Raw genomic sequence first — 13240 nt, forward strand, 5'->3', positions numbered from 1 at the left:
TTGCAATGTTGGCGCTACGCCCCCATCTGAACCCTGTCATTTTTTATGCGTGTGTATCCTTTATGAGTACTGCTCTGTCGATCCGGCAGCTGACCAAAACCTATGGCAATGGCTTTCAAGCCTTGCACGGCCTCGATCTCGATGTCTCCGAAGGGGATTTCTTCGCCTTGCTGGGCCCTAACGGCGCCGGCAAATCCACCACCATCGGCATCCTCTCGACACTGGTGAACAAGTCCAGTGGCACGGTCAACGTATTCGGCCATGACCTGGACACTCAGCCCGCTGCGCTCAAGCGTTGCCTCGGTGTGGTGCCTCAGGAATTCAATTTCAATCAGTTCGAGAAGGTCTTCGACATCGTCGTGACCCAGGCCGGCTATTACGGTATTCCCGCGCGCCTGGCCAAGGAGCGTGCCGAGCAGTACCTCAATCAACTGGGGTTGTGGGACAAGCGCGACGTGGCCTCGCGGGAGCTGTCCGGCGGCATGAAGCGCCGCTTGATGATCGCCCGGGCGCTGGTGCACCAACCGCAGCTACTGATCCTCGACGAGCCGACCGCGGGCGTCGATATCGAACTGCGCCGGTCGATGTGGAGCTTTCTCACTGACCTGAACAAGCAGGGCATCACCATCATCCTGACAACCCACTATCTGGAAGAGGCCGAGCAGCTGTGCCGCAACATCGGCATCATCGATCACGGGCGGATCGTCGAGAACACCAGCATGAAGTCGCTGCTGAAGAAGCTGCATGTGGAGACCTTTCTGCTCGATCTCAAGGATAACCTTACAGTCGTGCCGGAGCTGCCGGGCTATCCCGTGAAGATAGTCGACCATCACACCCTCGAGGTGCAGGTGGACAAGAGCCTCGGCGTTACCGAGCTGTTCCGTCAGCTGTCCGCGCAGAACATCGAGGTACTGAGTCTGCGTAACAAGAGCAACCGCCTGGAGGAGCTGTTCGTGTCCCTGGTCGAGAAGAACCTGTCGAAGGTGGCCGTATGAGTCGCGAGCAGTCCGAATTCAGCGCCAATATGGTCGCGTTGCGCACCATCATTTACCGCGAAGTCCGTCGCTTCACCCGTATCTGGCCGCAGACGCTGCTGCCGCCAGCGATCACCATGGTGTTGTACTTCGTGATCTTCGGAAACCTGATCGGCCGGCAGATCGGCGATATGGATGGCTTCACCTACATGGAGTACATCGTGCCGGGCTTGATCATGATGTCGGTGATCACCAACGCTTATGGCAACGTGGTGTCGAGCTTCTTCGGCAGCAAGTTCCAGCGTTCGGTGGAGGAGCTGATGGTCTCGCCGGTGTCGCCGCATACCATCCTCATCGGTTACGTCACCGGCGGTGTGTTGCGCGGTCTGGCGGTTGGGGTGATCGTGACGATACTCTCCCTGTTCTTCACCCATCTGCAGGTGCATCACCTCGGGCTCACTGTGCTGGTGGTGCTGCTGACGGCGACCATCTTTTCCCTGGGTGGCTTCGTCAATGCGGTGTTCGCGCGCAACTTCGACGATATCTCGATCATCCCGACTTTCGTGCTGACGCCGCTGACCTACCTGGGTGGCGTGTTCTATTCGATCAGCCTGTTGCCGCCGTTCTGGCAGACGGTGTCGATGGCCAACCCGGTGCTGCACATGGTCAACGCCTTCCGCTACGGCATTCTCGGTGTTTCGGATATCAGCATCGGCACGGCAATCGGCTTCATGCTGGTCGCCACTGCCGTGCTCTACGTACTGTGCGTGCGTTTGCTGGTCAGCGGGCGTGGCATGCGGCAGTGATCGACGCGAAGTAGGGTGGATCACGCCTCGCCTGCGCGGCCCGACCGATCCACGAAACCATTCACCGCCGATGTAGGTGCCGTCTACAGCCAGCCGTAATGTCGGAAGCTGGCGTACAGCCCGGTGCAGCCCACGCCGATAACGCCCAGGACGGTGAAATAGCCGTACTGCCAGGTGAGCTCCGGCATGTTGTGGAAGTTCATGCCATAGATGCCGGCGACTGCCGTGGGAAACGCCAGTATCGCTGCCCAGGCGGCGAACTTGCGCTGCACGACGCTCTGCCGCGAGGACTCCAGCAACAGGCCGATCTCGATGGCGTGGTCGGCCATTTCCCGCAGATTGGTCAGATCCTCGAGCAGGCGGTTGACGTGGATCGCCACGTCGCGAAAGTACGGCCGCATGTTCTTGTCGATGAAGGGGAAGTCCAGGCGTTGCAGCTCCTGGCAGATCTCCGCCAGTGGCCCTATATTGCGCCGCAGGCGCAGCAGGTTGCGGCGCAGGTGCTGAATGCGCACCACCTCGGCGTGGCTCATGGCGTACTCCAGTACCGCCTGCTCGAGCTGTTCCAGTTCGGCGTAATAGATGTCCATCAAGGGCCGATAATTCTCGATGATGAAGCTGAGCAGGGCGTAGAGCACGAAGTCCTCGCCGTGCTCGAGCAGCATCGGCCGAGCCTCGCAACGCTGGCGAACCTTGGAGTAGGGCGCCGACTCGCCATAGCGAGCGCTGATCACGTAGCCCTTGCCGGCGAACAGCTGGGTTTCCACGAAGGTCAGTTCATCGCCGACCTGCACCGGCGAATAGAGCACCAGAAACAGCGCGTCGCCGAAGGTCTCGAGCTTGGGGCGGGTATGGCGTTGCAGTGCGTCTTCCAGGGCCAGTTCGTGGAGGTTGAACTGCCGCTGCAGGTTGCCGAGCTCCTCGCTGCCAGGATCATGCAGGCCGATCCACACGAAATGATCGGGCCTGCTGGCCCAGTCGCGACCTTCGTCGAGGTGAATGTCGCTGACCTTGCGGCCCTGGCTGTAGACGGCTGCTGCGACGACTTCGCCCATGGTTTGCCCCGTGCGTAACCTGTTCGCCGCAGCTTACCTGCTTATTTCGACTCGCTCAGCACCTTTGAGCAGGCTCTCAGGCACGAGCCAGCTCGGCATCCATCGAATCGATGCAGGCCTGCATGCGTGAGCGGCAGGTTTCGATCAGTTGGGGCAGGTCGTCCATGCTCAAGCCTGTGGTGGGAATCTCCGGCAGCGAGCGGATCATCACCTTGCCACTGTTCCAGCGATTCAGGCGCAGGCTGCGCACGTAGCTGCTGGCACACACCGGGATGATCGGCACACCGGCGGTGAGGGCCATCTGGAAGGCGCCCTTCTTGAAGGGCAGCATCTCGCCACCGCCATTGCGGGTACCCTCGGGGAATACCCAGATCGACGTGTTTTCGTGTTGCAGCGTATGAGTGGTCGCCTGCATCGAGCGTTTGGCCTTGCGCGCATTGCCGCGGTCGATCAGCACATTGCCGGCCAGCCAGTACAGCTGGCCGAACAGCGGCACCCATTTCAGGCTCTTCTTGCCAATGCTCACCGTGCGCCTGGGCACCACGCGGCCGATGATGTAAAGGTCATAGTTGGACTGGTGATTGGCAATGATCACGCAGGGTCGATCATGCTCGGCAAGGTTCTGCGTATCGGTCTTGACCTGCAGACGCAGCATGCGCAGTGCTGGCAACGAATAGAAGCGTGCGCACAGGCGACTGTTATCGGGATGGAAGGGTCGATACAAGCCCAGCAGCAGCCCGAGAATGCCTGCGATGATGAAATGCACGCCCATCATCAGCATGCGCAGTACGAACAGCATGGTTGCGACCCACATGAAAAAGGTCGCGCAGTGTAGGGGTGGGTCAGGCTTTGGGCAATTGCCAGCCTATTACCAGTGATTGCCGGGCGGCTGGGCATGCAGGCGCTCGCCTGCATGCCTGGCCGCTTATAAGGCGTGCTGCTTATCCAGCTCTATGGATTGGTCGAGCGTTTCCAGCAGCGCAGCTCGTACCTTGAGCTTGGTTTTGCGGTGGGCGTTCATGTTGATCTTCTTGAACTGCTCGGCGACGGCCAGGGCAGTGGTCATCAATTGCTCGGCTGGTACCACCTTGTCGAGGAAGCCGGCGTCCAGCGCACCTTGTGGGTCGAACATCTCGCCATTGATCACCGAGCGGTGGAAGGCTGCTTTGCGCAGGCGATCACGTGCCAGCTCGATGCCGACGTGGTGCATGGTCATGCCGATCTGCACTTCGTTGAGGCCGATGCTGAATGGCCCTTCGATACCGATGCGGTAATCGCTGGAGAGCAGCAGGAAAGCACCCTTGGCCACCGCATGGCCCGGGCAGGCCGTGATGATCGGGTACGGATGAGCGAGCATGCGCCGCGCCAGCGTCGAGCCAGCGGCCACCAGATCGATGGCGTTCTGTGGGCCAGAGGTCATGACCTTGAGGTCATAGCCGCCGGAAAGAATGCCCGGCTGCCCGGTGAGGATCACGATGGCCTTGTCCTGGGTGGCGCGATCCAGGGCGGCATTGAGGGCCTCGATCACCGCAGGCGAAATGGCGTTCACCTTGCCGTTGTTCAGGGTCAGGGTGGCGATGCCGTCGTCGAGTTGATAGCTGATCAGGTCGCTCATGGTCGACTCCTTGTTCTGGATTTGCGGCTGACGTTACGCATCGGATGTGGTCAGGTAAAGCACGAAGGATGACCAGTGAGTCAGGCTTTGGCCACTTTGCCGGCGCCCTGAGTAAGGTAATAGGGTCTGTTGACGTTTCACGCACGGCCGCGCCGGAGCCCGTTTTGCCGCGAGGCAAGGCACGAGCCGCGAAGTTTAGCTGGCTAAATGAGCCGGCGAGAAACGCAGCATCGCGACAAAACGGGCCCGGCCCTTCGGGTTGCGCGGGAAATCTCGCCATGCGTTGTTGGAGGACTTGGCAAGGGAACAACCATTACCGGCGTCCTCCGCCTAGCCTGGCGAGATTTCTCGCGGCAACGCGGCTCGCGCTGAAACGTCAACAGACCCTAGCAAGGGTTCGAATCCCTTCCTTGAATTTGGTCGCGGCAACGCCAGGCGAATCTACAGGGGCAACAAGCCGTTGCTGAACCCAGCGGCGGCTTAACCGCATGAATCTTCTGAAAAAAGTTTTGCCTTTGGCGAATTGTTCGATTACATTAGCGCGCCTCGACAGACAGCATGTCTGGCGAGATCCGGTGAAGTGTCCGAGCGGTTGAAGGAGCACGCCTGGAAAGTGTGTATACGAGAAATCGTATCAAGGGTTCGAATCCCTTCTTCACCGCCACTTTCGAAATACCTGAAGCCCTGAAAACGTTACTGTTTTCGGGGCTTTTTGCATTCTGGATCAGGGAGCTGTCGAAAGCGCTTTATTCGTAGTGAGTCCAGAGCCGCAGCACCTTGACCACTTGCGCATCCTGCAGCACCTGATAGACGAGGCGGTGCTGGATGTTGATGCGCCGGGAGTAGGCCCCGGACAGGTCGCCCACCAGCTTTTCGTACGGTGGTGTCTGGAAGGGGTTCACCTGTACCACGTCCAGCAAGGCTTTGGCCTTGTCCTTCAAGCCTGCAGCAGCAAGCTTCTTTGCGTCTTTCTGAGCTTGTTTCGTGAAAGCGAGTTGCCAAGTCACCAGTCGAGTTCCTTGGCGCAATCGTCTACCGGTTCTTCCATGCCTTCCTTGATGGATTCGCGCATGCCAGGGACGGACAGCAGGTACAGCGTTTCCTGGATGGCTTCCCAATCCTCAGCCGAGATCAGAACCGAGTTGGTGCGTTTGCCCGAAATCAGAATGGGTTGGTGGGATTCTGCGGACTGATCCATCAACCGATACAGATTGGTGCGTGCTTCGCTGGCGGTGAGAGTTTGCATGATGCTTGGCCTCCTGAGGATGCTTGTATCGTACGTGAAGTCGTACGTCATGTTAATGACTCTTCGTCGTTAAGCGGGTTGAACGCAAAGCGTCTTGCAAATGCACAGAACAGCGGGTGATGGCAGCCGCGCAGACTTGGAAGCGAAGTAGAATTGCACTGTCGGTACGAGCTACTTGTGCCGGGTAACAAAACGTCTTGCGGACTGAGCTGTGGATCGTTGTGTCAGCCTGCAATTGTAAAATCGACGCATGGATACCTCCTTGATACCGAGAACCTGGCAGTGAAGTGGGATGTTTTCTGTAGCGTGGTAGACAACTACGGCGATATCGGTGTGACCTGGCGGCTGGCGCGACAGTTGGTCGCCGAGCAGGGCGCCGAAGTACGCCTGTGGGTCGACGACCTGACGGCGCTCGTGCGGATTTGCCCGCAGGCGGATGCCGAGTTGGCTTGTCAGCGGCTGCGTGGCGTCGAGGTACGTCGCTGGGCGCAGGCCTGGCAGCCGGTCGAGCCGGCGGATGTGGTGATCGAGGCGTTCGCCTGTGAGTTGCCCGCCGTATACGTAGCGGCGATGGCAGTAAGGCCGACGCGCATTCTCTGGCTGAATCTGGAGTATCTGAGTGCCGAGGACTGGGTCGAGGGCTGTCATGGATTGCCATCGATGCAGAGCAATGGCCTGCAGAAATTCTTCTTCTTTCCAGGTTTTACCGCGGGCACCGGCGGGCTGTTGCGCGAGCGGGATCTGCTGGCCGCCCGTGATGCGCTGCAGAGTGACGCTGATGCCCGTGAGCGCTTCCTCGCATCGATTGGCGTACGGCCAGACCCTGGCGCTCGATTGATTTCCCTGTTCGCCTACGAAAATGCCGCGTTGGCCGGCTGGCTCGATGCCTTGGCGAACGATGTCGCGCCTACCCACCTGCTGGTGCCCGAAGGTCGGATACTGGGTGATCTGCAGCACTGGTTGGGGCAACCGATTGAAGCCGGTGCGGTAGCGCGGCGTGGTGCGCTGAGCGTTCAGGTGCTGCCCTTCGTGCAGCAGGATCAGTACGACGCGCTGCTCTGGTGCTGCGACCTCAACCTGGTACGCGGCGAGGATTCCTTCGTGCGCGCGCAGTGGGCCGGACGACCGCTCGTCTGGCACATTTATCCTCAAGAAGAGGGCGCGCACTGGGACAAGCTGGAGGCTTTCATGGCGTTGTACTGCCAAGGGCTTTCGGCCGAGGCCAGCGCGGTGCTGCAGGCCGTGTGGCGGGCCTGGAACGCTGGCGAGCCCATGGCGCAGGGCTGGAGCGCGTGGCTGCACTGCCACGATGAACTGACTGCACATGCCCAGGCGTGGGCGAAGTGCCAGGCGGTACGTGCAGATCTTGCCGCAGCGCTGGTGCAGTTTTACCGAAATTGGCTATGATACGCGGCCTCGAATTTTGTAAATCCATTCAGATCCGGATATTCGTATGAAAACCGCACAAGAAATGAAGCCTAACAGCGTGGCCCTGATCGATGGCCAGCCATGGCTGATCCAGAAGGCCGAATTCACCAAGTCCGGTCGTAACAGCGCCATCGTGAAGATGAAGCTGAAGAACCTAATGAACGGCTCGAAGACTGAAACCGTCTACAAAGCCGACGACAAGATGGAGCCGGTCATCCTTGAGCGCAAGGAAGTGAACCTGTCCTACATCAGCGGCGACGACTACGTTTTCATGGATCCGGAATACAACTCCTACGAGCTGCGTGCCGAAGACCTGGAAAGCGTTCTGCCGTTCATCGAAGAAGGTATGAACGATGTCTGTGAGGCCGTGTTCTTCGAAGGCAAGGTTATCTCCGTCGACCTGCCGACCACCATCGTGCGTCAGCTGGCCTACACCGAAGGTTCCGCCCGTGGCGACACCTCCGGCAAGGTGATGAAGCCTGCCAAGCTGAACAATGGTACCGAAGTGAAAGTGGCTGATTTCTGCGAAATCGGTGACTGGATCGAGATCGACACCCGTACCGGCGAGTACAAGTCCCGCGCCAAGGCGCCGGTCTGATCGTCAGGCTTGCGATGTCATGAAAAGCCCGGCTTTCGCGCCTAATGCCAGTCAGTTAAGGCATTGACTCCGAGGCTGCGGTAATAGAAACAGGCTCCTGGATTTCCATGAGCCTGTTTTTTATGTCCATCCAGCAAGCACTCCGGCAGACCGCCGAGCTCAATCCTGCCTCCTTCGAGCGGTTCTCGCAGCTGATTGATCCGTCATGGATCGAGGAGGCCTTGAGGCTGAGCGGAACGGTTTCGCTTCGCCGTCGTCGCCTGCCGGCTGAGCGCATTGTGTGGCTGGTCGTGGGGATGGCCTTGTTCAAGAACGAACCCATCTGGCTGATCGTGCAGCAACTGGGCCTATCCGATGGACAGGGGTTGGCTCCTGCGCCCAGTGCAGTGGTGCAGGCGCGGCAGCGCTTGGGCGAGGCCCCGCTGGAGGCCTTGTTCGAGCAATTGGCGCAGGCTTGGCTGGCGACCGAGCCTCCCGCCTGCGCCCGTTTTCATGGGCTACGCAGTTTTGCCGTGGATGGCGTGGTCTGGTCGATGCCGGATACACCGGAGAATCGCGAGGCCTTCTCCAGCGGAAAGAACCAGCACGGTGTCAGTAACTGGCCCCAGGCCCGTGGGGTCTGCCTCATGGACACCTATAGCCACCTGATCCGCGCCGCACGCTTCGGCAGCTTTGCGGTGGGGGAACTCAGTTTCGCCCGGGAGTTGGCGCAGGCGGTGGGTGACCATTCGCTGACCATTTTGATCGTGCCTACTACTCGGCCACCTTCCTTCTTGATTGGCAGAGGCAAGGCGCCGAGCGTCACTGGTTGATGCGTGCCAAATCAACACTGCGCCATGACATCGTAAAGACCTTTGGGCCGGGTGACTGGCTGGTACGTCTGCCGGTCTCGCCTCAGGCCCGTCGACAGCAACCCCAGCTCCCCGAGTACTGGCAGGCCCGTTTGATTGAGCGCAGGGTCGATGGTAAGCCCAGGCGCTACCTGAGTTCGCTCTGTGATCCGCACCGCTACCCGGCCGACCAGGTGGCGGCTCACTATCGCGAGCGCTGGGAGATCGAACTGGGTTACCGCGAGATCAAGCAAGGCCTGCAAGATGGCGGATTGCTGCGCAGCAAACTCCCTGAACTCGCTCGGCAGGAGTTATGGGGAACCTTGCTGGCCTACAACCTGATCCGCCAGGAAATGCACCTGATGGCCGAGGAGCTGGAAATACCCCCACAACGCCTGAGCTTCCAGTGGCTGGCCATCGCGGGGGCTCTGCGTTATTGCCCCACGCAAACACCGGCGACTATCCCCCAACGGCTGGCAGAGCTGAGAATCCAGGCCCGTCACTTCGTCCTGCCACCCAGGCGAGAACGGCACTATCCCCGCGTCGTGAAACCTAAACCGATAAAGTACCCCAAAAAGAAAAATGCCAGTCAGCTTAACTGACTGGCATTAGGCTTTCGCGCCGGGTTTTTTGTGCCTGCCATTCAGGCTCGCCGTAAATGGCTACCGGCTATTTTCGTAAATCTGCTCAGCGTGGGCTGGTAGATAGCCGTCGGGCTACCGATCACTCGTCGCGGCCGTCCATCATGGTGCGCTTGAGTATCACGTAGACCGCTCCGGTGCCGCCGTGCTTGGCGATGCAGGAGGTGAAACCGAGCACTTGCGGGTGCTGGCGCAGCCAGGTATTCACGTGGCTCTTGATCATCGGCTTGCGGCCGTCGGTGCGTACCGCCTTGCCGTGGGTCACCCGTACGCAGCGAACTTCCAGCTTGGTAGCTTCGGCGAGGAATTCCCAGAGGGTGTCGCGGGCCTTTTCCACGCTCATGCCGTGCAAGTCGAGGCTGCCGTCGAACGGGATCTGGCCGAGCTTGAGTTTGCGCATCTGGCCGTCCTGCACGCCATTGCCGGCCCAGTACAGGGCGTCTTCGGCGCCAACGTCGATGACGAACTGATCGGACAGGCCATCGACCTTGATGGTGTCGGTGCTTAGCGTCGCGGCTTGGCGCAGGGTAGCCAGGCGCGCACGGTCGCTCTTCGGCTTGCCGGTGTCGGCGCGATCATGCTTGATCGGTTTCACGCCTTGCAGCTGAGCCTTGAACAGGGAAAAGTCGTCGTCTTGCATCGGAGCCTCCGCAGGGGAAGCCAAGTTTACCAAGCGGGAAGAGACGGGTCAGTCGCGTTTCTTCATCAGGTGCGGAGACATGGCCAGGTCGGCACTGCGCTGGCGCAGGCGTCGACGGCATTTACGCCAGCCCACTATGCCGCCCCACAGCAGGATCAGGCCAAGCGCCAGTAGAATGCTGGCGTCGCTGGTGGAGTCGTTCAGGTTGCCGAGGGCCGGTGGCCGCCCCAGCAGGGTAGCGGCCCCCGCCATGGCCAGCAGAATGCCGAATGTCGCGAACAGCGCCGCCAGGGCGGCGGCAACGCGCAGTCGCCAGTGGCCCGATCCTCTCGGGCGTAGGCGGCGGGCATCGAAACCGTCTGATTGCTTCATGGGGCGACATTTCCTCGAAGGATCTTTCCGCTATGACTGGCAGGAACGGAGCGGGTTCAAACCATGCGGCGCCTGGCACCGCATGCCTGCGGGCTTACACCAGCGCGCTGGCGTCCGGAACCCAGGCTGCGAAGTTGTCGGCCAGGGCGATCATTTCGAAGCGGTGCATCTCGGCGGCGCTGATCACCTTGCCATCGGGCGTCGGCAGGTCTCGGGTCGCGCAGGCTGCATCGACCACGGTACAGCGATAGCCGTAGTCCTTGGTGGCGCGGATGGTGGTGCTGATGCTGGAGTGGGTCATGAATCCGCAGACGATCAGATCCAGATGACCCAGAGACTGCAGCTTTTCATGCAGGTCGGTACCGGAGAAGGCGTTCGGCATGCGCTTTTCGACGACGATCTCACCGGGTAACGGTGCCACTTCCGGAAGATGCTCGCCACGCGGGCCGCGCGGGTCGAGCAGGCCACCGGGAATGCCCAGGTGTTTGACGTGAACGATGGAGCCGCCCAGGCGGCGTGTGGCATCCAGCAGCTTGGCGATTTCCGCCACGGCTGCATCCAGGCCCGGCAACTGCACCACACCACTGCGATATTCTTCCTGGGCATCAATGACCAGCAGAGTCGCATTGCTCAGATTGGCAGGCGCATGGCCACGACCGGTGAGCTGATAGAACGTTTGCGGGTGGGACGACATGTACGACTCCTTGCTGGCGCGGTTAACGGTACATATTGTCCGCCTGTATGACGCTGCTGTGAACCTCTCTGTTGGTTGTATTGCCATGCCGCTACCTCGGCAACGCCAAGTGAATCGTTTCAGCTCGCTGGGGCACACGCAATGCTGCCATATCGAACGTACAGGGGATGGCGCTGGATTGCCGGGGTAGGCCTGCTAAACTAACGCCTTTTGCCCGGAGCCATGCTGTGACCGATGCCCGCCCAGCCCTGAACACCCGCCTGCGCACGCTGCGCGATTACATCCGCTGGGCCGTGAGCCGCTTTCAGGCAGAGGAGCTGTTCTTCGGTCATGGCACCGACAACGCCTGGGACGAAGCCCGGCAACTGGTGCTGGGTGCCCTGCATCTGCCCTGGGAAATCGCTGACGGCTATCTGGATTGCCGTCTCGAAGAAGATGAGCAGCAGCACCTGCACGCCTTGTTGCAGCGGCGCATCGAGGATCGCGTGCCGACCGCCTATCTGCTCGGCGAGGCCTGGTTCTGCGGCTTGCCCTTTATCGTCGATGAGCGGGTACTGGTGCCGCGCTCACCGATCTCCGAACTGATCGAGCAGCGTTTCAGCCCGTGGCTGGCCGATGAACCCGCACGGATTCTTGACCTGTGCACCGGTTCCGGCTGTATCGGCATCGCCTGCGCCTACGAATTTCTCGACGCCGAAGTGGTACTGGGTGATCTGTCCTTTGATGCGCTGGAAGTGGCCAACCGCAATATCGAGCGCCATGGTCTCGAAGAACGTGTCTACACCGTACAGGGTGACGGCTTCGCCGGTCTGCCGGGGCAGCGTTTCGATCTGATCGTCTCCAACCCGCCCTATGTCGATGCCGAAGACTTCGCCGATATGCCGGCCGAGTACCAGCATGAGCCGGAAATGGGTTTGGCCTGTGGTGACGACGGCCTGGATCTGGTGCGCCGGATGCTGGCGGAAGCGGCCGATCATCTGAGCGACAAGGGCCTGCTGATCGTCGAGGTGGGCAACAGCCAGGTGCACGTCGAGGCGCTGTATCCCGAGGTGGATTTCGCCTGGTTGGATTTCGCCCGCGGCGGCCACGGCGTGTTCATGCTTTCGGCCGAGCAATGCCGCAAGCACCAGGCGCTGTTCCGCGGGCGCCTCTGAGAACCTGTTCACGATCCGCGAGCCAGAATCAAGGGTCGCCTGACAGGCCGCTACAAGGCGGAAGCAGCCATTTGTAGGGTGGACGACGCTTCACCTACGCGGCCCGACCCGTCCACCGCTCTGCAATCGCAATGGTGGATGAAAAGATCGTCATCCACCCTACGGGGTGAGCGTCTGCTTACGCCTTATTGCCGTCGATTCATAGTCCGTAGGATGGGTGCAACCCATCAATTGCCGATGGGGTGCACCCATCCTACGACCGTCCGCTTACGCCTTCTTGCGATCGAACAATCAGGCGACACGCAGCAGATCGTGAGCAGGCTGCTGAGGGTGGCGGCTGCGACTCTGGGATCAGGCCTCACGTCCACCGCGGCGCAGCAGGTAGCTGTCCATGATCCAGCCGTTGGCCTCGCGCGCTGCCGCGCGGGTTTGCACGATACGCTCGGCGACATCGGCCAGCTTGCCCTCGATCAGGATTTCGTCCGGCGTGCCGACATAGGCGCCCCAGTAGATGTGCAGATCCTGATCGACGAGATAGCGATAGCTGTTCTGGGCATCGAGCATCACCACCACGCTGTCCACGCCTGCTGGCCAGCCTTCGCGCAGGCGTCGACCGGTGGTGATCTGCACGGCACGACCAATCTGGTTCAGTGGAATACGGTGGCGGGCGGTCAGCGCCTGCACGCTGGTGATACCTGGGATTACCTGATAGTCGAGTCGGTGGCCGCTGGCGATCACCCCGTCGAGAATGCGAATGGTGCTGTCGTACAGCGATGGGTCGCCCCAGACCAGGAATGCGCCGGTTTCGCCATCTTTCAGCTGCCCGATCAATTGCTCGAACACCGCCTGTTTGTCGCGATTGAGGCTGTCGATACTGGCGTCGTAGTCTGGCGTGTCGCGCTCGCGCTCGGGGTTGCTGGCCTCGGCGATGCGGTACGCGCGTTCGGCGTCGATATAGCGCTCGAGAATCAGCCGGCGCAGGGCGATCAGCTTGTCCTTGGCCTCGCCCTTGTCGAGGATGAAGAACACGTCGGCCCGGTTGAGGGCCTTGATCGCCTGCATCGTCAGGTAGTCGGGGTCGCCGGCGCCGATGCCGATGATCAGGATGTTTTTCATGCCGCACGTCTCGTTCTTGCCAGAGGCGCGCAGCATATCAGTTAGTCACGCAGCGGCTCGACCTGAGCCGC

General features: G+C 60.6%; 15 protein-coding genes, 1 tRNA gene and 1 pseudogene. 8 read left to right on the forward strand and 9 right to left on the reverse strand.

All coding sequences use genetic code 11. From position 1 onward, the window contains the following. Positions 1-62 precede the first annotated feature (62 nt). The gene (locus DNK10_RS19860; RefSeq protein WP_131180372.1) at positions 63-995 is read left to right on the forward strand and encodes an ABC transporter ATP-binding protein; all 933 of its coding nucleotides are present in this window, start codon (positions 63-65) and stop codon (positions 993-995) included. Continuing rightward, on the forward strand, positions 992-1780 hold the full coding sequence (locus DNK10_RS19865; protein ID WP_131180371.1) for an ABC transporter permease: 789 nt from the start codon (positions 992-994) through the stop codon (positions 1778-1780). Before DNK10_RS19860 ends, DNK10_RS19865 begins: the two co-directional genes overlap by 4 nt. An 83-nt stretch (positions 1781-1863) precedes the next feature. Here the strand turns inward: DNK10_RS19865 and DNK10_RS19870 are convergent, their stop codons facing one another. From DNK10_RS19870 to DNK10_RS19880, 3 genes are all read right to left on the reverse strand, one after another. After that, entirely contained in the window at positions 1864-2835 is a 972-nt protein-coding gene (locus DNK10_RS19870) for a magnesium and cobalt transport protein CorA (protein WP_131192750.1), read from the reverse strand. A gap of 76 nt (positions 2836-2911) precedes the next feature. Then, complete coding sequence (locus DNK10_RS19875; RefSeq protein WP_131192807.1) at positions 2912-3634, reverse strand: lysophospholipid acyltransferase family protein; 723 nt, start codon at positions 3632-3634, stop codon at positions 2912-2914. A gap of 126 nt (positions 3635-3760) precedes the next feature. Next, positions 3761-4450 carry a crotonase/enoyl-CoA hydratase family protein gene (locus DNK10_RS19880; RefSeq protein ID WP_131192751.1) on the reverse strand — a complete coding sequence of 230 codons (690 nt, stop codon included), beginning with the start codon at positions 4448-4450 and terminating at the stop codon, positions 3761-3763. Positions 4451-5024: 574 nt separating this feature from the next. Here DNK10_RS19880 and DNK10_RS19885 point away from each other — a divergent pair. Further along, positions 5025-5114, forward strand: a tRNA-Ser gene (locus DNK10_RS19885). 82 nt (positions 5115-5196) lie between these two features. Here DNK10_RS19885 and DNK10_RS19890 read toward each other — a convergent pair. Together DNK10_RS19890 and DNK10_RS19895 are read right to left on the reverse strand one after the other, a co-directional pair. Continuing rightward, complete coding sequence (locus tag DNK10_RS19890; RefSeq protein ID WP_131192752.1) at positions 5197-5457, reverse strand: Txe/YoeB family addiction module toxin; 261 nt, start codon at positions 5455-5457, stop codon at positions 5197-5199. Further along, on the reverse strand, positions 5454-5696 hold the full coding sequence (locus DNK10_RS19895; protein WP_131180366.1) for a type II toxin-antitoxin system Phd/YefM family antitoxin: 243 nt from the start codon (positions 5694-5696) through the stop codon (positions 5454-5456). Before DNK10_RS19895 ends, DNK10_RS19890 begins: the two co-directional genes overlap by 4 nt. 276 nt (positions 5697-5972) lie before the next feature. Here DNK10_RS19895 and earP point away from each other — a divergent pair, with 276 nt between their 5' ends. The 4 genes and pseudogenes from earP to DNK10_RS26040 form a co-directional block, all read left to right on the forward strand. Next, the gene (gene earP, locus DNK10_RS19900; RefSeq protein ID WP_131192808.1) at positions 5973-7103 is read left to right on the forward strand and encodes an elongation factor P maturation arginine rhamnosyltransferase EarP; all 1131 of its coding nucleotides are present in this window, start codon (positions 5973-5975) and stop codon (positions 7101-7103) included. Between the two features lie 46 nt (positions 7104-7149). After that, the gene (efp, locus tag DNK10_RS19905; RefSeq protein WP_042556123.1) at positions 7150-7722 is read left to right on the forward strand and encodes an elongation factor P; all 573 of its coding nucleotides are present in this window, start codon (positions 7150-7152) and stop codon (positions 7720-7722) included. Between the two features lie 122 nt (positions 7723-7844). Beyond that, the gene (locus DNK10_RS26035; RefSeq protein ID WP_208738841.1) at positions 7845-8534 is read left to right on the forward strand and encodes a transposase domain-containing protein; all 690 of its coding nucleotides are present in this window, start codon (positions 7845-7847) and stop codon (positions 8532-8534) included. Then, positions 8522-9154 (forward strand): annotated as a pseudogene (locus DNK10_RS26040) (transposase); the annotation flags it as partial. The gene DNK10_RS26035 and the pseudogene DNK10_RS26040, both read left to right, overlap by 13 nt. A 121-nt stretch (positions 9155-9275) precedes the next feature. On the opposite strand, the gene DNK10_RS19915 reads toward DNK10_RS26040, so the two are convergent. The 3 genes from DNK10_RS19915 to DNK10_RS19925 form a co-directional block, all read right to left on the reverse strand. Further along, entirely contained in the window at positions 9276-9833 is a 558-nt protein-coding gene (locus tag DNK10_RS19915; protein WP_131180365.1) for a Smr/MutS family protein, read from the reverse strand. Positions 9834-9881: 48 nt separating this feature from the next. Next, positions 9882-10205 carry a hypothetical protein gene (locus DNK10_RS19920; RefSeq protein ID WP_131192753.1) on the reverse strand — a complete coding sequence of 108 codons (324 nt, stop codon included), beginning with the start codon at positions 10203-10205 and terminating at the stop codon, positions 9882-9884. A 94-nt stretch (positions 10206-10299) separates the two neighbouring features. Beyond that, on the reverse strand, positions 10300-10899 hold the full coding sequence (locus tag DNK10_RS19925; RefSeq protein ID WP_131180363.1) for a cysteine hydrolase family protein: 600 nt from the start codon (positions 10897-10899) through the stop codon (positions 10300-10302). A 227-nt stretch (positions 10900-11126) separates the two neighbouring features. Between DNK10_RS19925 and prmB the strand changes: the two genes are divergently transcribed. Then, the gene (prmB, locus tag DNK10_RS19930) at positions 11127-12053 is read left to right on the forward strand and encodes a 50S ribosomal protein L3 N(5)-glutamine methyltransferase (protein WP_244216290.1); all 927 of its coding nucleotides are present in this window, start codon (positions 11127-11129) and stop codon (positions 12051-12053) included. Between the two features lie 351 nt (positions 12054-12404). Here prmB and cobF read toward each other — a convergent pair whose 3' ends face one another. Beyond that, positions 12405-13169, reverse strand: coding sequence for a precorrin-6A synthase (deacetylating) (gene cobF / locus DNK10_RS19935; protein WP_131192754.1), 765 nt, complete (start codon positions 13167-13169; stop codon positions 12405-12407). Positions 13170-13240: the final 71 nt, after the last annotated feature.

Origin of the sequence: Phytopseudomonas daroniae, assembly GCF_004327275.1 — a bacterium.
In the GTDB taxonomy this organism is placed as follows: Bacteria; Pseudomonadota; Gammaproteobacteria; order Pseudomonadales; family Pseudomonadaceae; genus Aquipseudomonas; species Aquipseudomonas daroniae.

Bases quoted from the DNA above. Each gene is read 5' to 3' on its own strand.
- DNK10_RS19860 (WP_131180372.1), top strand. From the start codon at position 63: ATGAGTACTGCTCTGTCGATCCGGCAGCTGACCAAAACCTATGGCAAT.
- DNK10_RS19880 (WP_131192751.1), bottom strand. From the start codon at position 4,450: ATGAGCGACCTGATCAGCTATCAACTCGACGACGGCATCGCCACCCTG.
- DNK10_RS19895 (WP_131180366.1), bottom strand. From the start codon at position 5,696: ATGCAAACTCTCACCGCCAGCGAAGCACGCACCAATCTGTATCGGTTG.
- efp (WP_042556123.1), top strand. From the start codon at position 7,150: ATGAAAACCGCACAAGAAATGAAGCCTAACAGCGTGGCCCTGATCGAT.
- DNK10_RS19865 (WP_131180371.1), top strand. From the start codon at position 992: ATGAGTCGCGAGCAGTCCGAATTCAGCGCCAATATGGTCGCGTTGCGC.
- DNK10_RS19925 (WP_131180363.1), bottom strand. From the start codon at position 10,899: ATGTCGTCCCACCCGCAAACGTTCTATCAGCTCACCGGTCGTGGCCAT.
- DNK10_RS26035 (WP_208738841.1), top strand. From the start codon at position 7,845: ATGTCCATCCAGCAAGCACTCCGGCAGACCGCCGAGCTCAATCCTGCC.
- DNK10_RS19875 (WP_131192807.1), bottom strand. From the start codon at position 3,634: ATGCTGTTCGTACTGCGCATGCTGATGATGGGCGTGCATTTCATCATC.
- DNK10_RS19870 (WP_131192750.1), bottom strand. From the start codon at position 2,835: ATGGGCGAAGTCGTCGCAGCAGCCGTCTACAGCCAGGGCCGCAAGGTC.
- DNK10_RS19915 (WP_131180365.1), bottom strand. From the start codon at position 9,833: ATGCAAGACGACGACTTTTCCCTGTTCAAGGCTCAGCTGCAAGGCGTG.
- DNK10_RS19920 (WP_131192753.1), bottom strand. From the start codon at position 10,205: ATGAAGCAATCAGACGGTTTCGATGCCCGCCGCCTACGCCCGAGAGGA.
- cobF (WP_131192754.1), bottom strand. From the start codon at position 13,169: ATGAAAAACATCCTGATCATCGGCATCGGCGCCGGCGACCCCGACTAC.